The organism is Embleya sp. NBC_00888 (assembly GCF_045207655.1).
Lineage (GTDB): Bacteria > Actinomycetota > Actinomycetes > Streptomycetales > Streptomycetaceae > Embleya.
The window spans coordinates 6,694,393-6,712,225 of the sequence record NZ_CP108784.1 but is presented as its reverse complement, the minus strand read 5'-3'; the positions used below and the strand labels follow the sequence as shown (position 1 = coordinate 6,712,225).

The 17,833-nt window shown below is 71.0% G+C and carries 20 protein-coding genes; 9 read left to right on the top strand and 11 right to left on the bottom strand.

What is annotated here, in order from left to right; all coding sequences use genetic code 11:
* Nucleotides 1–188: 188 nt before the first annotated feature.
* Nucleotides 189–1,175 carry a GlxA family transcriptional regulator gene (locus OG948_RS28650; protein WP_406299205.1) on the bottom strand — a complete coding sequence of 329 codons (987 nt, stop codon included), beginning with the start codon at nucleotides 1,173–1,175 and terminating at the stop codon, nucleotides 189–191.
* Nucleotides 1,176–1,295: 120 nt separating this feature from the next.
* Here OG948_RS28650 and OG948_RS28645 point away from each other — a divergent pair, with 120 nt between their 5' ends.
* The 4 genes from OG948_RS28645 (at nucleotide 1,296) to OG948_RS28630 (ending at nucleotide 5,369) form a co-directional block, all read left to right on the top strand.
* Nucleotides 1,296–2,225, top strand: a complete 930-nt coding sequence (locus tag OG948_RS28645) for an NAD-dependent epimerase/dehydratase family protein (protein ID WP_406299204.1) — start codon at nucleotides 1,296–1,298, stop codon at nucleotides 2,223–2,225.
* A gap of 51 nt (nucleotides 2,226–2,276) precedes the next feature.
* Nucleotides 2,277–3,026 (top strand): hypothetical protein, encoded by a 750-nt coding sequence (locus OG948_RS28640; protein WP_406299203.1) that lies wholly within the window; start codon nucleotides 2,277–2,279, stop codon nucleotides 3,024–3,026.
* Between the two features lie 84 nt (nucleotides 3,027–3,110).
* Entirely contained in the window at nucleotides 3,111–4,526 is a 1,416-nt protein-coding gene (locus OG948_RS28635; RefSeq protein ID WP_406299202.1) for a tetratricopeptide repeat protein, read from the top strand.
* A gap of 132 nt (nucleotides 4,527–4,658) precedes the next feature.
* A complete protein-coding gene (locus tag OG948_RS28630) occupies nucleotides 4,659–5,369 on the top strand; it encodes a hypothetical protein (RefSeq protein ID WP_406299201.1) in 711 nt (236 codons plus the stop codon).
* A 46-nt stretch (nucleotides 5,370–5,415) separates the two neighbouring features.
* On the opposite strand, the gene OG948_RS28625 is transcribed toward OG948_RS28630, so the two are convergent.
* From OG948_RS28625 to OG948_RS28595, 7 genes are all read right to left on the bottom strand, one after another.
* Nucleotides 5,416–6,519, bottom strand: coding sequence for a DNA cytosine methyltransferase (locus tag OG948_RS28625; RefSeq protein ID WP_406299200.1), 1,104 nt, complete (start codon nucleotides 6,517–6,519; stop codon nucleotides 5,416–5,418).
* A 9-nt stretch (nucleotides 6,520–6,528) separates the two neighbouring features.
* Nucleotides 6,529–6,960: a very short patch repair endonuclease gene (locus OG948_RS28620; protein WP_406300361.1), complete on the bottom strand. Its 432-nt coding sequence runs from the start codon at nucleotides 6,958–6,960 to the stop codon at nucleotides 6,529–6,531.
* Between the two features lie 122 nt (nucleotides 6,961–7,082).
* Nucleotides 7,083–8,198 carry an ABC transporter ATP-binding protein gene (locus tag OG948_RS28615; RefSeq protein ID WP_406299199.1) on the bottom strand — a complete coding sequence of 372 codons (1,116 nt, stop codon included), beginning with the start codon at nucleotides 8,196–8,198 and terminating at the stop codon, nucleotides 7,083–7,085.
* Nucleotides 8,195–9,049, bottom strand: coding sequence for an ABC transporter permease (locus OG948_RS28610; RefSeq protein WP_406300360.1), 855 nt, complete (start codon nucleotides 9,047–9,049; stop codon nucleotides 8,195–8,197). The genes OG948_RS28615 and OG948_RS28610 overlap by 4 nt, the downstream gene beginning before the upstream one ends.
* Before the next feature lie 35 nt (nucleotides 9,050–9,084).
* Nucleotides 9,085–9,939 carry a molybdate ABC transporter substrate-binding protein gene (modA, locus tag OG948_RS28605; protein WP_406299198.1) on the bottom strand — a complete coding sequence of 285 codons (855 nt, stop codon included), beginning with the start codon at nucleotides 9,937–9,939 and terminating at the stop codon, nucleotides 9,085–9,087.
* A gap of 15 nt (nucleotides 9,940–9,954) precedes the next feature.
* Nucleotides 9,955–10,383: a molybdopterin-binding protein gene (locus OG948_RS28600; protein ID WP_395859901.1), complete on the bottom strand. Its 429-nt coding sequence runs from the start codon at nucleotides 10,381–10,383 to the stop codon at nucleotides 9,955–9,957.
* 207 nt (nucleotides 10,384–10,590) lie between these two features.
* On the bottom strand, nucleotides 10,591–11,613 hold the full coding sequence (locus tag OG948_RS28595; protein ID WP_406299197.1) for a hypothetical protein: 1,023 nt from the start codon (nucleotides 11,611–11,613) through the stop codon (nucleotides 10,591–10,593).
* Between the two features lie 116 nt (nucleotides 11,614–11,729).
* On the opposite strand from OG948_RS28595, the gene OG948_RS28590 reads away from it, so the two are divergent.
* A complete protein-coding gene (locus OG948_RS28590) occupies nucleotides 11,730–12,362 on the top strand; it encodes a TetR/AcrR family transcriptional regulator (RefSeq protein WP_406299196.1) in 633 nt (210 codons plus the stop codon).
* 4 nt (nucleotides 12,363–12,366) lie between these two features.
* Here the strand turns inward: OG948_RS28590 and OG948_RS28585 are convergent, their stop codons facing one another.
* Nucleotides 12,367–13,143: a phosphotransferase gene (locus OG948_RS28585; RefSeq protein WP_406299195.1), complete on the bottom strand. Its 777-nt coding sequence runs from the start codon at nucleotides 13,141–13,143 to the stop codon at nucleotides 12,367–12,369.
* Entirely contained in the window at nucleotides 13,140–13,457 is a 318-nt protein-coding gene (locus OG948_RS28580; protein WP_406299194.1) for a hypothetical protein, read from the bottom strand. Before OG948_RS28580 ends, OG948_RS28585 begins: the two co-directional genes overlap by 4 nt.
* 480 nt (nucleotides 13,458–13,937) lie before the next feature.
* Here OG948_RS28580 and OG948_RS28575 point away from each other — a divergent pair, with 480 nt between their 5' ends.
* Together OG948_RS28575 and OG948_RS28570 are read left to right on the top strand one after the other, a co-directional pair.
* The gene (locus OG948_RS28575; RefSeq protein WP_406299193.1) at nucleotides 13,938–14,768 is read left to right on the top strand and encodes a Scr1 family TA system antitoxin-like transcriptional regulator; all 831 of its coding nucleotides are present in this window, start codon (nucleotides 13,938–13,940) and stop codon (nucleotides 14,766–14,768) included.
* Nucleotides 14,765–14,962, top strand: coding sequence for a DUF397 domain-containing protein (locus OG948_RS28570; RefSeq protein WP_406299192.1), 198 nt, complete (start codon nucleotides 14,765–14,767; stop codon nucleotides 14,960–14,962). Before OG948_RS28575 ends, OG948_RS28570 begins: the two co-directional genes overlap by 4 nt.
* Before the next feature lie 152 nt (nucleotides 14,963–15,114).
* Here OG948_RS28570 and OG948_RS28565 read toward each other — a convergent pair whose 3' ends face one another.
* Nucleotides 15,115–16,095, bottom strand: coding sequence for a LysR family transcriptional regulator (locus OG948_RS28565; protein ID WP_406299191.1), 981 nt, complete (start codon nucleotides 16,093–16,095; stop codon nucleotides 15,115–15,117).
* A gap of 106 nt (nucleotides 16,096–16,201) precedes the next feature.
* Between OG948_RS28565 and OG948_RS28560 the strand changes: the two genes are divergently transcribed.
* Complete coding sequence (locus tag OG948_RS28560; RefSeq protein ID WP_406299190.1) at nucleotides 16,202–17,095, top strand: NAD(P)H-binding protein; 894 nt, start codon at nucleotides 16,202–16,204, stop codon at nucleotides 17,093–17,095.
* Between the two features lie 72 nt (nucleotides 17,096–17,167).
* Entirely contained in the window at nucleotides 17,168–17,533 is a 366-nt protein-coding gene (locus tag OG948_RS28555; protein WP_406299189.1) for a darcynin family protein, read from the top strand.
* Nucleotides 17,534–17,833 lie beyond the last annotated feature (300 nt).

The window sequence follows — 17,833 nt, the reverse complement described above, 5'->3', positions numbered from 1 at the left end:
CGGCCGCCGAGGGCCCGAGCCGACGGCCGATCAGGGTGCCTGACGGCGGCGGTCGGCCGGCCGCGGCGGGCGCGTAGCGGACGTGCATCCCGGGCGCGTAGCGGCGGCTCGACCGTGACCGCGTAGCGGGCATGCATCCCGGCGCGCCGACCGGTTGCTCGTCCCCTACGCGGCCGGACGCGTGTCCCCTACGGGTTCGGGGTCCGGAGGGCGGTGACCGCCGGCTCGGTGGGGGTGCGGGTGAACGCCGCGCGATAGCCGCTGGGGGTCAGGCCGGTGCGGCGGACCAGGTGTTTGCGCAGCGAGTCGGTGGTGCCGATGCCGCTGTGGTGTGCCACCAGTTCCATGGACAGGTCGGTGGTCTCCAGCAACTCCCGTGCCCGGTCCACCCGTTGGTGGAGCAGCCATTGCAGTGGGCTGAGGCTGGTCTCGGCGTGGAAGCGGCGGGTGAGGGTACGCACGCTGGTGCTCGCGTGCGCGGCGAGGTCGGCCAGCGTGAGCGGTTCGTCGAGCCGGGCCAGCGCCCAGGCCCGGGTGCCGGCGAGCGACACACCGCTTTCCGGTGGGAGCGGTGATTCGATGAACTGGGCCTGGCCGCCGGGGCGTACCGGCGCGGCGACGACCAGACGCGCGACCGTGTTGGCCGTGGCGGCGCCGTAGTCGGTCCGGATCAGGTGCAGGCACAGGTCGATCCCGGCGGACAGGCCGGCGGAGGTCAGGATCGGGCCGTCCTCGACGTACAGCACGTCCGGCCGCAGGTCCACGGCCGGGAAGCGGCGGCGGAACTCCTCGGTCATCATCCAGTACGTGGTGGCCGCGCGCCCGTCCAGAAGGCCCGCCTGGGCCAGCACGAACGCGCCGGTACAGATCGACGCCATCCGCTTCCCCGCCGCCGCGGCGTCACGCAGCGCGGCCAGGACGCGCGGGTCGGCATCGGCACGGGCGCCCGTGCCGGTGACGATCACCGTCTCGGCGTCGTCGATCGCGTCGAGGCCGTGCGGCACCACGATGTCCAGACTGCCGGTGCCGACCACGGCGCCGGGCTCGGCGGTACACACCCGCACCCGGTAGCCGGCCACGCCCTCGACCATGTCGACGCCACCGAGCACCAGTTCCGGGATGGACAGGTCGAACGTGGTCACCGGTGGCACGGCCACGACGGCTATTCGATGCATGGCCCGAACCTCCGGATGTTTGGCGTTCCGGCCACTACCGTACGCCCCGGCCCGGGCGGGAAGGTGATCACGTCCTCCTCGGACACCTCCACTTCCCCTCCTCCCCTTCCCGGAGCGCTGATGTCCTCGTCATCCGTCTTCCACGTCGTCGTCGGTACCGGCACCACCGGCTCGGCCACCGCACTGCTGCTCGCCGAGTCTGGTGAGCGGGTACGGGTGGTCAGCCGCCGCGGTGGCGGCCCGGTGCACCCGCTGATCGAACGCGTCGCCGCCGACGCGACCGATACCGTCCGCCTGATCGAGCTCACCCGCGGTGCGCGGACGTTGTTCAACTGCGCGATGCCGTCCTACGATCGCTGGCCCATCGACTGGCCGCCGCTGGCCGCGGCGATGTTGACGGCGGCGGAGCGCACGGGGGCGCACTACGTGATGCTCGGCAACCTGTACGGCTACGGCCCGGTGGACGGGCCGATGACCGAAGACCTGCCGATGGCCCCGACCACCGTCAAGGGCCGCGTCCGCGCGCAGATGTGGACGAACGCGCTGGCCGCGCACGACGCGGGCCGGGTCCTGGTCACCGAGGTCCGCGCGAGCGACTTCCTGGGGGCGGGAGCGGGTTCGTTGTACAACTTCCTGGTCGTCCCGCAGGTGCTCGCCGGCACCCCGGCCGCGATCCCCGGCGACCTGGACGCGCCGCAGAGCTGGTCCTACACCGGCGACGTGGCCCGCACCCTCGTCGCGGCGGCGCGGTCGGCCGAATCCTGGGGCCGGGCGTGGCACGTGCCGTCGTCGACCAGCTCCATCCGGGACCTCACCGCACGCCTCGCCGAGCTGACCGGCTCACCCGACCCGCGGCTGACCCGGATGACGGCCGAGGAGGTGCGCGCGATCGGCCTGGAGAACCCGATCATGGCGGAGGTCGAGGAGATGCTCTACCTCACCGAGGGCGCGTCCACCCTCGACGCGACGGTGACGACGAAGATCCTGGAGGTGTCCGCGTCACCCTTGGACACCGCGTTGCGCGAACTGGGCTCTCCGGTGGGCGAGTAGGCGTCGCGCCGGCCCGGCCGTGTTCCCGTCCCGTTCCGACACACTTGCCTCATGGACGACGACGCGGAGCACGCCCGGGCCTGGCTCGCCATCGAAGGCATCACCGAGTCCGACGACGGCACGTGGCGAGACGCCGAGACACCCGACGAACCGATGACCGGCAACGAGTTGGCGCATTCCTGGACCGATGTCGCGATCACGGATCCGGACCTGGACGGGGCCGGGCGGTTGCGGCTCGCGTTCGGGTTCCTGGACCTGTTGGACGACTATTGGGTGACCTGCGAGATGCGTTTCGCACTGGCGAGCAAGACCGACCCGCCTCCCGCCGACGTGTTCTGGGCCGGCTACCGCGCCCGGTTGGAGGCGGAGCGGGAGTACGAGGCGGTCGGCTACTCCCTTTGGGTGGACTGGTTCGAGGATCGAGCCACCGTGGAGCGGGCGTTCGCCGAGGTGCTGGGCAACGATCTCGACCGGCTGGGTCGAGTCGCCCACGACCAGCCGTTGTTCCGGCGGGCCGGCCGTGTGCTGGAGTGCTCGGGCCCGGTGCCCTGGCCGCTCAAGTACCCGGTGTACCAGGCCGCGGCGGCCCGACCCGAGCTGCACCCGGCCCTGTTCCAGGGGCTTCGGGGCAGCTACGGGGACGTCCACGGCAGCCTCGACACGGCGGCCGGCCTCGCCCTGCTCGGTCGGCTGCGCCTGCCCGCCGACACTCCCGACGTCGAGCGCCTGCGTACCGTCCTGGCTGCGGGCCACAACAACCACTACCGGTCCCCGGGCGCGTGGGAGGCCGCCGCGTCCTGAGTTCGCGCTATCCGCGAGAGGTGTCTACGCGCTCCGCGAGGCGTGTTTAATCGGGTCTCATCGGCGCGACGGAAGGACCCCGCGATGGGCACGGTGGATCGGCACGGGCTCGAACTGTCCGGCATGGGTCCGGAGGCGGTCCGGCACTACGAACGTGCGCTCGACGCGCTGTTGTTCTTCCGACCCGAGGTAAGCACCGAGGTCGAGGCGGCGCTGCTGGCCAATCCGAACGCGCCGATGGCCAACGTGTTCGCGGCCTATCTGGGCCTGCTGGGCACCGAGTCGGTGGACGCCGCCGCCGCGAACGAGCGCTACGCCGCGTTCGTGCCGACCCCCACCCGGGTCGGCGCCCGCGAGGTCGCGCACATGCGGGCCGCCGAGGCGTGGCTGGCCGGCGACATCCACCGGGCCGGGGACATCCTGCACGAGTTGGTCGTGGCCTATCCCCGGGACGCGCTCGCGCTGCTGGTCGGCCATCAGATCGACTTCCTCACCGGCGACGCGCTGCGCCTGCGCGATCGGGTCGGCGGCGCGCTGAGCGCGTGGGATCGGGACGATCCGCACTACGGTCCGGTGTTGGGGATGGCCGCGTTCGGCCTGGAGGAGACCGGCCACTACGCGCGCTCCGAGGAGGCCGGGTCGACCGCCGTGGCCGCGAATCCGCGCGACGTGTGGGCGATCCACGCGGTGGTGCACACGTACGAGATGCAGGGCCGGTTCGCCGAGGGCATCCGCTACCTGGACGCCCGCACCGCCGACTGGACGAGCGGCAACTACCTGAACGTGCACAACTGGTGGCACTACGGGCTGTTCTCGATCGAGGCCGGCGCGATCGATCGTGCCCTGGCCATCCACGACGCGGTACTGCACAACGACAGGTCGCTCGGTGTCGCGATGGAACTCCTGGACGCCTCGGCCCTGTTGTGGCGTATTCACCTCACCGGCAACGCGCAGGTCGAGCGCTGGAACCGGCTCGCCGACGCGTGGGCGGCCCGCGCGGACGTCCCGTACTACGCGTTCAACGACACGCACGCCGTGATGGCCTACCTCGGCGCCGGCCGGATCGCCGCCGCTCAGGCGGTGATCGAGAATCGCGAGAACCGGCTCGGCACACCCCACCGAGAGGTGGCCAACGACCGGATGACGGCGCAGGTCGGCCTGCCGGTCTGCCGCGCGCTGGTCGCCTTCGAACAGGGCCGGTACGCGGACACCGTCGACATCCTCGTCCCGATCCGGCACCACCTGAACACCTTCGGCGGCAGCCACGCCCAGCGCGACGCGATCCAGCAGACCCTGGTCGAGGCGGCGCTGCGGGCGAACCGGCACGACCTGGCCCGGACGCTGCTCAGCGAGCGGATCAACCTCCGCCCGACCAGCCCGTACAACTGGCTGGGCCGGGCCCGCCTGGCCGACGCCCTGGGCCGGTCCGCCGAGGCCGCCGAAGCCCGCGAGCGCGCCGCCGAGCACAGGGCCGCGATCACGGCGGCCTGGGGGCGCTGACCCGGGCCGACCACGCCCGCGCCCGGTGCGCGAGAATTGCGCACTCGTCCCGGGCCGAACCGATCGGCCCGCGACGCCATCGACCGCGCGGGATCGACCGCGCGGGATCGACCGCACAGGAGAGTGGCACGCATGGGTGAGTCCTCGGCGACCGGTTCCGGAGCGCGGCGCCGGGTTCCGGACGATCAGGGGCTGCTCGCCGCCGCCGCGCGGAGTCCGGGCGGTTCGGTCGCCGAGATCGATCCGGCGTTCGCCGACGACCCCAACGGATACGTGCCCGGTGAGGCGATCCGAGGCGCGTGGGTGGTCGGTCCGGACGGGCTGTTGACCGGCGAGTACCGGGAGAACCCGCACCACGGGCCGCCGCGGGACGACTTCACCAAGCTGCTCGAGGACGACGCGTGGTTCGGCTGGCTCGGCGAGGACCCGGCCGGCGCGATCCGCGAATCGGTCACCGAGTGCTTCGAGGACCAGGCTCCGGGCGCGGTGCTGACCTGGATGAAGGTGCTGGAACCGCCGCGCTGCGCGACCACCGGCCGGCCCGCCCCGGACAACGAGCAGTATCTGATCCCCACCCGCGCCGGCGTGGCCGTCTGGTTCGCGGCGCAGATCAGCGCGCCGGACCGGGCCCGGGCCACGGTGTGCGGCATCTTCACCTGGGTCGCGATCCACCTCGATGCCCCGGGCGATCGCCGGGACCGCATCTGGCTCGACCTGGACGCGGAACTGGACTGGGCGGAGCAGCAGCTCCCGCCCCGGATGTACGGCTTGGACGCGGAGACGGACGACGCGGAGACGGACGACGCGGGGACGGACGACGGCGAGGGTGCCCCGGGCGCCTGAGCCGCGACCGGCGGGCGCCGCTCCTCCCGCCCGTGCGCTCCGCGCGCTACCGCGCCGCCAGCAACCGCGGCTTCAAGTGCCGGGCGATCGCCTCCGCGAGCCCGGGCGGCACCGCGTTGCCGATCTGCCGGGCGATCTCGGTCTTGGATCCGCACCACACGAAGGTATCCGAGAAGGACTGGAGCCGGGCCGCCTCGCGATGCGTGATCGGGCGGTTGACCCGGTCGGTCGGATCGTCCGGGTTCCACTGCGGGTGCAGGTACTGACCCTTCTCCGGCTTGTAGAACTCGGTCCGGATGGTCAGCGACGGGTGGTCCCAGCGCATCCGGCCCATCACGTCCGTCGTGCCGGTCTTCTTGTTCCGCCAGCAGTCCGGCAGCAGGTGGTCCGGCAGGTCGAATCGGCCGCCGCCGGGCGGGACGCAGTCGTAGCGCAGCAGCGAGCGCTCGATCGGCGTGCGGGCCAGATGCAGGTCGGCCTCCTTGAACACGCCCGGCACGCTGCGGCCGAAGAACTCGGTCCTGGCGACCGGCAGGCTGGTCGTACCGGGGATCCTCGGCAGGTGCTCGATCGCGTCCCGGACGGTGTTCCAGCGCAGCGGGCGGCCGGGGCCGTGGGTCGGCTCGGGGACGGTGATCTCGCCGATCCGGGAGCCGATCACGATCGCCCGCTTGCGCCGCTGCGGAACGCCGTAGTCCACCGCCGGGAGCAGCGCGTCGGTCAACACGTACCCCTCCAGGAGGCCGCCGGGCTGCGCCTCCGCGAGCAGCAGCGCGAACTCGGCGGACTTCTGGAAGCGGTCCACGTTCTCGATCACGAACACCTTGGGCCTGGCCCGGCGCACGAAGCGCAGGTATTCCTTCCAGAGTTTGTTGCGCGGGTCCTCGACGTTGCGACTGCCCAGGTTGGAGAAGCCCTGGCAGGGCGGGCCGCCGATGATCAGGTCGGCGCGCGGGATGTCCTTGTCCGGGATCTCCGCGATGTCGCCCCAGCGCATGTGCGCCTCGCCGAAGTTGGCGGCGTAGGTCGCGGCGGCGTGCAGATTCCACTCGACCGCCATGACCGGCCGAAAGCCCTTCGCGGCGGCGAATCCGGACGTCATTCCACCGCAGCCCGCGAACAGGTCGATCATGGTGATGGGTCGTGCCATGCGGACAGGTTAGCCGGCCGCGCGTCGGGCGATCACCGCCTCCCGCACCCTGGCCGCCGCCGTGGCCGCGTCCTCGTGCTCCCAGACCCGCACGACCAGCCAGCCGGCCTCGGCCATCCGCCGGTCGGTGTCGGCGTCGCGGGTGCGGTTTCCCTCGATCTTGGTCTTCCAGAACTCGGCGTTGCGCTTGGGCCAGGTCGCGTGCACCGGGCAGCCGTGCCAGAAGCAGCCGTCGACGTAGACGGCGACCTTGGCCGGGCCGAACACGACGTCCGCCTCGCGGCGGATGCCCTTGAGCGGGCGGCGGTGCACGCGGTAGCGCAGGCCCATGCCGTGCAACACGCGTCGCAGCGCGACCTCGACGCCGGTGTCCTTGCTGCGTTGGCGACTCATCCGCGCGCGGGTCGCATCCGTGGTGGTCAGGCTCGTCACGTAGACCATGGTGCACGGTCGCACTGTCATCGGGGCGCGCCGTCGTCGGGCGCGCTGCTGTTGGCCGCGCTGTCGTCGGGCGCGCCGTCATCGCGCCGGGGAAGGTGGGGCCGCCGGGCCGGGTGCCTCGTTCAGGCCGGGTACGCCCGCGCCTCGGTCGCCTTGACCGCTGCCCACACCGGCTTGCCCGGCGCGAGTTCGAGTTCGGCGACCGCGAGCGGGGTGACGTCGGCGAGCAGCGGGACGGGGCCGGTCAACTCGACCCGGACGGTGTCGCCGTGCAGCTCCATGCCATCCACCTCGACCTGCCACAGGTTGCGCGGGCTGCCGTCGGGCCGGCTCCGGTACAGCGTTACCGCGGCCGGCGGGAAGGCCACGAACACCTCGTCGGCGTCCGGGAGTTCGGCCACCACCAGGCGCTGCCCGGCGGGCAGGTCGACGCCGCCGGCCGAGGTGGTGCCCCGGTACAGGTTCAGGCCCACCAGGCGCGCCACGTAGTCGGTACGCGGGTGCCGGGCCACCTGGGCCGGCGTACCGTCCTGGACCGCATGCCCCGCCTCGATCACGGTGAGCCGGTCGGCCAGCACCATCGCGTCCAGCGGGTCGTGGGTGATCACCACCGCGACCCCGTCGAAGTCGGCCAGGTGCCGGCGCAGCGTCGCGCGCACCTCCACCCGGGTGCGCGCGTCCAGCGCGGCCAACGGCTCGTCCAGGAGCAGCAGTCGCGGATGGGTGGCCAGCGCGCGGGCGAGCGCGACCCGTTGCGCCTGTCCGCCGGAGAGCCGGCCCGGCTTGACACCGGCGTGTTCGGCCAGGCCGACCCGGTCCAGCCAGTCCGCCGCCAGGCCGCGGGCCTCGCGTCGGCCGACGCCCTGGCAGCGCGGACCGAAGGCGACGTTCTCCAGCGCGGACAGGTGCGGGAAGAGCAGGTAGTCCTGGAAGACCACGCCCACCGGTCGCCGCTCGGGTGGCGTGTACAGCCGCCGCTTCGGGTCCTCCAGGTCGACACCCGCGAGCCTGGTGTGGCCGCCGGCGCCGAGCGGGACGAGGCCGGCCAGGGCGCGCAGCGCGGTGCTCTTGCCGGCGCCGTTGGGGCCGAGCAGCGCGACCACCTCGCCGGGTGCGGCGGTCAGGTGTACGTCCAGGCGGAACGCGTCGCGGGTGACGACGAGGTGGGCGTCGAGGCCGCCGGCGTGCTCCGGGGCGGTCGATTCACTCGTGCCGGCCGCTTCGTCCGGGCCGGTCACGAGGTGGTCATCCAGCGTTCGCGCAGGCCGGCCAGGATCAGCACGGACACCGCCAGCAGCACGAGGGAGAGCACGATCGCCGCCTCCGGGTCGGTTTCCAGGGCCAGGTAGACGGCGAGCGGCATGGTCTGGGTCTTGCCCGGGAAGTTGCCGGCGAAGGTGATGGTGGCGCCGAACTCGCCGAGCGCGCGGGCCCACGCGAGGACCGCGCCGGCCGCCACGCCGGGTGCGATCAGCGGCAGGGTGACCCGGCGGAACGCGGTCCAGCGGGACGCGCCGAGCGTCGCGGCGGCCTCCTCGTAGCGCGGATCGGCCGCCCGTAGCGCGCCCTCGACGCTGATCACCAGGAACGGCATGGCCACGAACGCCTCGGCCACGATCACGCCGGTCGTGGTGAACGGCAGCGTGTAGCCGAAGGTCTCGTCCAGCCACTCGCCCACGATGCCCTTGCGGCCGAGCACCAGGAGCAGCGCGACACCGCCCACCACGGGCGGCAGCACCAGCGGCAGCGTGACCAGCGCGCGGACCAGCCGGCGGCCGGGGAATTCGGTCCTGGCCAGCAGCCAGGCCAGCGGTACCCCCAGGACCAGCACGACGCCGGTGGCCACGGTCGCGGTGAACAGCGAGAGCTTGAGCGCCTCGCGGACCTCGGTACTGCGAAGTTGACTCGCCAGGTCGCTCCACGGTGCCCGGATCAGCAGCCCGAGCAGCGGCAGCACCAGGAACACCAGGCCGATCAGGCCGGGTACGAGCAGTGCCAGGGGTGCCCCGCCGCCGCGTCGGGGGCGATCTGCCCGCCTGCGTCCGAACGGCGTGCGTACGGCTTGCTCGCGTACGGCTTGATCGCCCACGACCTGCTCGTGGCGGCGCACCCGGGGAGATCGGCTCACGGTGCCTGGAAGCCCGCCGCCGTCAGGGCCGTGCGGCCGGGCTCGGACAGGACGTACGCCACGAACGCCTTGGCCGCGTCCGCGTTGGGCGCCTTGGCGAGCGGGACGATCGGGTACGTGTTGACCGCCTGCGCGGACTCGGGGAAGTCCACGCCGACCGCCTTGGCACCGGCCGCCTTGACGTCGGTGCGGTAGACGAGGGCGGCGTCCACCTCGCCCAGGGTGAGCTTGGTGAGCGCGGCCTTGACGTCCTGTTCGAGCGTCGAGGGGGTGAACTTGACCCCGGCCGCGTCGAGGGCGGTCTTGGCGGCGGCGCCGCACGGCACCTGCGGGGCGCACTGGGCGACCTTGAGGCCGTCCTGCTTGAGGTCGGCGAGCGACTTGATGTTCTTCGGGTTGCCCGGCGCGACCGCGATCTGCAACGTGTTCTTGGCGAACGCGGTGGGCGTGCCGTCGGCGTTCTTGGCGTCGGTGACGAGCTTCATGTTCTTCTCGTCGGCGGAGGCGAACACGTCGGCGGGCGCACCCTGGTTGATGCTCGCGGCCAGGGCCGAGCTGCCGAGGTAATTGAACTTGACCGTGACGCCCGGGTGCGCGGCCTCGAACTGCTTGCCCAGCGCGGTGAACGTCTCGGTCAGCGAGGCCGCGGCGAACACGGTGACGGTGCCCTTGAGCTGCTTGGCGTCGGCGGCGGGCGCGGACGTGCCGGTACCGACCGGCGGCGTGGCCCCGCCGACCTTCTTGTCGTCCTTGTCGTCGTCGCTGCCGCATCCGGCGAGCGCGATCAGCGCGCCCGCGAGCAGTGCCGCCGAAACCGCACGTCTGGCCCGCACCGTGCCCACTGCACCCATCGTGTCGACTCCCCACTATTCGAGGGAGTGCTCACGCGCGCCCTCGGTCCGCTCCACCATGACATTCGTCGACTTCACCACTGCCGTGGCGAGCACCCCGACCCGCAGGCCGAGTTCGTCCGCGGCCTCGGCGCTCATCAGCGAGACCACCCGGTACGGCCCGGCCTGGATCTCGACCTGGGCCATCACCGTGTCCTTGCGGACGTCGGTGACGATGCCGCGGAAGCGGTTGCGCGCGGACGACCAGCCGAGTCGCTCGCTGTCCGCGCGGGCGTCGCCGGCGGCCGCCGAGCGGGCGAACGCGGCCAGCGCCGCACCCTCCACCACCCGCCGACCGTTCTCGTCCCGCCGCGCGTCGAGCCGACCGGAGTCCACCCACCGCCGCACCGTGTCCGCGCTCACTCCGAGCAGAGCCGCCGCATCACCGATCCCGAACATGTTCACGGCCGGGATCCTAGTCACGAGCGCCTCTCCCACAGAGCGAAGCCGATACCCGCAAACCACGGCAGAAGCCGCCACTTGCGGATCGCCATCCTTGCAGATGCGAGGATCATTCGACCATAGGGGTCGCAGATTCGATGGAAACCGATGCCTCCGTGAGGCCGTGTCGGGACGTTGCCCCGGTTCGCGTCGACTCCCGGGGCGGCCGGCTCAGTGTGTTCGGTGGTACTCGGCGACGGTGGCGAACGCGGCCTTGGGCTCCCAGCGCAGGTCGGGGTAGGCGTCCCCGTGGCGGCTCTCCAGGACCTTGACGATGCCGTAGCTCGCCAGATCCAGGTCGTCGCGGGGGTCGCCGTCGGGTCGGTGCGGGTGGGAGTGCAGCGCGAAGAGGAAGACGAAGGTGCTGTCGATGCCTCCGGCGTCGAAGGCCTCGAGGAGTTCGCGTACGTAGGCGGCCTGGCCGGCCTCGTCACGGACGTACTCGCCGTTCAGGCGGATCGGCATGCCGGTGTCCCTGTCGTGCTCGACGATTTCCAGGCCGCGCGCGCCCGTGTCGCCGAAGCATGCGGCGCCGAACTCGGTGATGGCGAACGGCTTTTGCTGCGACGCGACGAGGCCGTGCACGCCCTCGGCGAACTGCGCGGCGGTCTCGGCCGACCGGTAGAGGTCCAGGGACACGATGTCGAAGGGCGTCCAGTCGACGCGTTCCAGCGGTACGGCGGCGTAGGTGATCCGGCCGCCGAATCGTTCGCGAACGAGGGCCGCGGCCTTGCCGAGAAAGTCGTTCACGCGCGCGCCGACCTCGGCGATGTGCTCGCGCAGGCGGTCCGGGTGGGTGAGTAGTTCGACTCGCTCGTCGACGGATTCGCCGGGCAGGAAGCCCTTGTTCATCAGGCTCAGTTCGGCGCCGGTGACGAACACGACCTCGGCGCGGGCGCGTTGCCGGATTCGTTCGGCCCGTTCGGCACAGTCGGCGAACAGCGCCGACATCTCGTCGGTGGTCAGCTCGAGCGGGTATGGCGAGAACCAGACCTCCAGGCCCAGGTCGGCCGCGTGCCGGGCGGCGATCTCCAGCCGGTCGGGCAGGCCACCGGTGATGCGGACCGCGTTGCAGTGCAGGTCGTCACGGATGATGCGCAGCTCACGCCCGACCTCGTCCGGGTCGAACCGCACACGGGAGTTCGTGCCGTCGCGGACGAACCCGGTGTCGTACGTGATGCCTTTGGCGCGCATGCGCAATGCCCTTCGATCGGAATAGTTAAGGTACGTGGAGTACCTTACTTGCGCCTGATCTGGAGGCAAGTACAAAGTTGAGAGGAACGGTCGGTACCGAATCACGGGAAGAGGCCATGGCGGACGATCCGACGAAGCAGCCGGGCACCGGGCAGACGCGGCGCCGCGGGGTCGCCCTGGAAGAGGCGATCCTGCGCGCCGCGGCCGACGAGCTCATCGAGTCCGGGTACGCCGGGCTGACCATGGATCGGGTCGCCCGACGCGCCGGCACCAACAAGAACGCGATCTACCGTCGCTGGCCCAACCGCCTCGCGCTGGGGATCGCCGCCTATCGGCAACTGGCCACGACGGTCCAGCCTCCCGACACCGGCGAACTGCGCGGTGACGTCCTGGAATTGCTCCGCCGAGCCAACCGCCATTGGAGTTCGCCGCTCGGCATGGTGTTGCGCGATCTCATGGCCGCTGCCGGCAGCGCTTCGGAGTTCACGGCGCAACTGCCGGAGCAGTCCACCGACTCCGTGGCCGCGAGCTGGCTGACGCTGCTGGGGCGTGCGGTCGCTCGCGGCGAGGCGTCGCCCGAGGCGCTCCATCCCCGAGTCGCCACCGTGGCGGTCGTACTGCTGCGCAACGAGTTCGTCATGCGCGGGGTCCCGACGGCGCCCGACGAGGTGCTCGTCGAGATCGTCGACGAGGTCTACCTACCGCTGGTACGCCGGCGAGGCGACCCAGGCGCACACGGCGACTCGTGAGACGTCAGCCGGCAATCGGCGCTTGAACGAGGCTGATCCACCAGCCGGCGCGGTCGGCGGAGTGCCGGACCATCGCGTCGGCGAGGGTGCGGCGGGCGGTGAGCGAGGTGCGTCGCCATTCGGGGAATCGCCATATCCAGCGCCGGACTTCGCCGAGGTTGTGGCCCTCTTCCAACAGGGCCGCGCCGAGGTAGGCGATCTCCGCCCACCTCGGACCGAGCGCCACCTGCCCCCAGTCGACGACGGACAGTCGCCCGTCGGGCCGGATGATCATGTTGGCCGAGGTCAGGTCGGTATGCAGGAGCCGATTCCCGCACAGCGGCCCACTCCGTCCGGGCGGCAGATGCTCCCGAAGCCGTCCGACCAAAGTAGGCAGCCCGGCACTGCGGCCGGGTTGAATCCGCCCGATCCGATCCACGACCCCGACGACCTGCGCGAGATCCCCCGAATCCAAACGCATCCGCACGGACCGCCCGTCCACGTGCTCGAACACAAGCACCCGCCACCCGTCGGCCGCCCCGTGACGCAACAGCCGAGGGGACAGAACCCCGGTAACCCCACTCGCCGCAATCTCACTCGTCTGCGCCCGAGCCGAAAGGGGTGCCGTCGCCTCCTCGGCGGCCTTGACGAAGACCCGACCGGTCGGCGTGGTGAGGGTCGCGGCAAAGGAACTGGTGTGCGGCCCGACGACCGGTTCGACCGAACGAACGGGCCCGGCCGCCTTCTCCACGAACTCGACTACTCGGCAGGGCAGTTCATGCCACCCGTACCGCCTGCTCACTTCGTCTCCCGCACGGACTCGCCGCCGGGTGTGATCGGCACCGAAAGCGGCCCGCCGACAGCACACCCGAACTGATCGACGCGCCGCAATTCCGCTACCACTCGCGCGAGTTCGCCATCCGAATCAAGCGCAACCAGATGACCGATCGGGCACAGGTACGGCGACCGGCCGGCCCCGGACGGCTGCACAACGGCAACCCGCGTCGACGCAGCGGGAAGCGCGACCACCGTCCCCTCCGGCAAATCCGCGTGCTCATCCACATGCCGAACGCGCGTACCGACCTGGATCGCTCGATACCCTTGAATCTCCATCACTGCCTCACAGTGGATAGATGGAAGGCAGCGGCCGGGCTCACGCCTGGAATCGAGACGCCCGGCCGCTGTCGGATTTCGGGGGGCGACGCTTAGCCGCCCGGTCTTGCCTCTCGTCCGCCGAACCGACGACGCGGTTCAGTGATCCGTGTGCAAATAGCAGCAGTTCGGCGAACATGCACATGGAGGCTCCCGATCGGGAAGGTCGTCGCCCCACGGCCACGGTGCCGAGTTGCCAATTCGCTCGGACGAACGCCGGAAGTGAGTGCGGATCAGGTTGATCTGGTGAACCACGAGCCCCACCCCGTCACTCATGGGTCGCCCCGGATCCGGGTTGCTGTCCTCGGGTGGAGAGTTCATGACACGCCTTTCGCCGCTTCGCGTGACTTCACTGGGAGTAAGGCGATGATGACGCCACTCTCTGTACGCTCGAAAGCTCGGAACCGTGGGCACAATTTTTTGGCAAGGACAAGGAGAACGGGTGTGCGATTCAAGCCACGACCCATTGACCCCGGGGCCGGCCCAAGAGGCACCTACGGCGAGTTGATGCGGGAGTACCGCGAAGCTGCCGGACTGTCCCTTGAAATCGTTGCGGGGAAGCTCGGTTATGACACATCAACGCTGTCGCGATTCGAGCGCGCGCAGCGGTCGATCCCATCCGACATTCCCGCGAAACTTGACGAACTCTTCGCAACCGGGCTCATGTTCCAATCCATGTATCGGATGATCAAAGACGATCGCCATCCTGGTAGGTGGCGCTTGTTGAGCGACTATGAGGCCAAGGCAGTACGGATCGGCACGTACGCTCCCCAAGTCGTTCCCGGACTGCTGCAAACACCCGAGTACGCGCGGGCGTTGCTTCTCAATGGCGAGGTATACGAAACAGCGGAAGAGATCGACGACGCCACGAATGAGCGCATCGCACGGCAGTCCACCCTCGCCCGTGATGATCCGCCCGCCTACTCGGCCGTACTTGACGAAGCTGTGTTGCACCGGATGATCGGAAGCCACGAGACAACACACCAGCAACTCGCGTCACTGCTGCCGCAGGTCGACACGAGCCGCACGACGATTCAGGTGTGGCCGTCAAAGCTCGGCGGGCATCCGCTTCTCGGTGGGACCACGGTGCTGATGACACTGGCCGATGGAACCACCGGTGTATGGCTGGAAGGCAGCGATAGCGGGCAATTGATCGAGGACCCGGACGAAGTCCGGCGTCGGCAAAGGGCGTACGATCGCGTGTGCGCCCGCGCGCCGTCGCCCAAGGACTCGGCGGAAATGATCAAGGCAGCGATAGAGGAGTTCAGAACATGACCCTTGAGCCCGAATTCGGTCAAGCGACGTGGCGTAAGTCGAGCTACAGCGCCCCTCAAGGAGCGGAGTGCGTGGAGGTCGCCCCCGGCTTCTCGGTTGTGCCTGTCCGGGACTCCAAGGACCCGAGCGTCGGCCACCTGGTGGTCGCCCCCGCATCCTGGTCCGCGCTGCTGTCCACGTTGCGCGCTGCCTGATCCACCAGCCGACCGAGCCCCGTCACCTCACGTGGCGGGGCTTTGTCGTGCGACCGATCCAGAGCCGGGCGGGACCTGACGTCGGGCGGGCGCGCACGCACCTCGGATTGCTGCCAACGCGCATGCGTCCGCACGGGCCGGGTGGTGCCGTACTACTCGGGGTCGAGCGTGGCCGCCGTGGTGGTCTCGGGGGTTGGTGTCGGGGGGCAGAGGGTTCGGCGGACGGTGCTGCGGAGCCAGCGGTGTGCGCCGTCGGCGGTGTGTCGCGGGTGCCAGGCCATGCCGATGGTCACCGGGGGCAGTTCCAGGGGCATGTCGAGGAGGTGCAGTCCGAGGGCGGCGGCGTCGTGGGTGAGGGGCGAGGGGGCGGCGCCGGGGAGTGCGGCGGGTACGAGGCAGACGGCGTCGCTGCGGGCGGCGAGGGCCATCGCCGCCAGGTGGCTGGGGAGGACCACGCTGACCCGCCGGCGGAGGTTCCGCTCGGCCAGGACCGTGTCGAGGGGGCCGGTGAACCGGCCCCGGCGGCTGACCGCGACGTGCTGGGCGGCGGCAAACCGGGCCGGGGTCAGCGGCCCCTCGGTGAGCGGATGGCCGGGCCGGACGGCCGCCACCATGCGGAGGCCGACCAGTTCCTCGACCCGGGTTTCAGGGTCGACGTGATCGATGGATCCGATCTCCAGGTCGATCCGGCCGTCGCGCAGGGCGGGTCCGGCCTCCAGTTCTTCGGCCAGGATCCGGAACGAGACCCCCGGCGCCTCCCGCCGGCCCAGTCGCAGCAGTCCGGGAGCCAGTGCCGCGCCGACCAGGTCGGCGGCTTGGAGGGTGAAGGTACTGCTCAGGCCCGCGGGGTCGACGCTCGCGCCGGGACTGAGCAGCGCTCCGAGGCTGCGGACCACCGCGGCCGCCTCCTCCCGCAGGGCCAGGGCGCGTGGCGTGGGAACCATGGCCTGTCCGGCCCGGACCAGGAGGGGGTCCTGGAGGACGCGGCGCAGCCGGGCGAGGGTGCGGCTCATCGCGGCGGGCGAGGTGTGCAGACGTGCGGCGGCGCGGGTCACGCTGTTCTCGGCCAGCAGAGCATCCAGTGCGATGGCGAGATTGGCGTCGATGACCGGGTCCGGGCTGCTCACCAGCATTATTCCATTTCAGTCAATGATTCCGTGCCGAAGTTCCCATTGTGGCAGCACGGCGATCCTCAGCAGGATCGAGGCGTAACGAACCGGCGCGACCTACGAGGTTTTCATGATCGTCATCACTGCACCCACCGGGAACATCGGCCGTCACCTGCTCTCGCTGCTCCTGGAGTCCGCCCCCGCCGCAGGCGAGGAACTGCGCGTGATCGTGCGCGATCCCGCCCGGCTTCCGGACGCGGCGCGCGGACGCGTCGACGTGGTCACCGGCTCGCACGCGGACGCCGAGGTCCTCGACCGGGCCTTCGAGGGCGCGGACGCCGTGTTCTGGCTCGTCCCCCCGGACTCCTCCCTGACCCCGCAGGACGGCTGGACCGGCTTCACCCGCCCCGCCGCCAAGGCGCTCGCCGCCCACGGCGTCGGCCACGCCGTCGGCGTCTCCGCGCTCGGCCGCGGCACCCCGCTCGCCGACCGGGCCGGCCTCGTCACCGCCTCCCTCGCCATGGACGACCTCATCGCCGACACCGGCGTCGCCTACCGGGCCCTGGCCAACCCGTCCTTCTTCGAGAACCTCCTGGAGGAGGTGGACTCGATCCGCGAGCAGGGCCTGTTCATCGACACCGTCGACGCCGACCGCAAGGCCCCCTTCGTCGCAGTCGCCGACATCGCGGCCACCGCCGCCGGCCTGCTGCTGGACCGCTCGTGGACCGGCACCGGCAGCGTCCCGGTCCTCGGGCCGCAGGACCTGTCCCCCAACGACCTGGCCCGCATCATGACCGAACAGCTCGGCCGCCCCGTCCGCTACGAACGCCAGTCGCTCGAGGAGATGTACGCCACGCTCGTCGGCTACGGCCTCAACAAGGAGTTCGTCCAGGGCATCGTCGACATGAAGCGGGCCAAGGACGAGGGCCTCGACGCCGGCGTCGCCCGCACCCCGGACACCGCCTCCCCCACCAGCTTCGAGCAGTGGTGCGCGCAGACCCTCAAGCCCGCCGTCGACTCCTGAAGTCCGGCACCCGGCGCCGGAACACGCAGAGCCCGGCGCGCCCACACCACCTGCCATATTGGAGACACCCCGATGCCCGCTGAAAAGACCGAGCCGCCGATCACGGCGTTCATGCTGGTCAAGACCACACCCGAGTGGCTCGCCCTGACCGTCCCGGAACGCGTGGAGGCCTTCACCACCCACGTGCTGCCGGCCATCAAGGCGAAGACCTCCGGCGTCCGGTCACGCTTCTACGACACGGAGTTCTACTCCGCGCGCGTCACCGACGTCTGGGTGTGGGAAGCCGACGACCACCACTCCTACCAGCTCCTCATCGACGCACTGCGCGAAACCCCGTTCTGGGACCGCTACTTCGAGGTTCTCGACCTCCTCGTCGGCACCGAGAACGGCTACGCCCGCACCTACGGCCTCGAACCCGTCGCCACCATCAGCACCTGACACACCGCCCACCGCGTCGCTTCCCGGGCGAACCCGAGCCGGCCGTGTCGCCGACCGGCGCGATCCGCCGGCCCGGCAACAGGAAACCGACCGCGACATCTTCGAGGCGATCGAAGCCTCCGTGAGCCGACCCAAGCCCCGTCACACCCGGCCCAGCCGCTGTGACGGGGCTTTTGTCGTGCCCAGGCCCGGCAGAAGAGTTTCGAGACCCGGCGATGAGGTGCTCGAAAACCGGTGGAACTGCGCCTCTGCGCGCCCTACCGTGCTGCCGAATCCAGTCGTCTGGGCAAGGACGTGCCG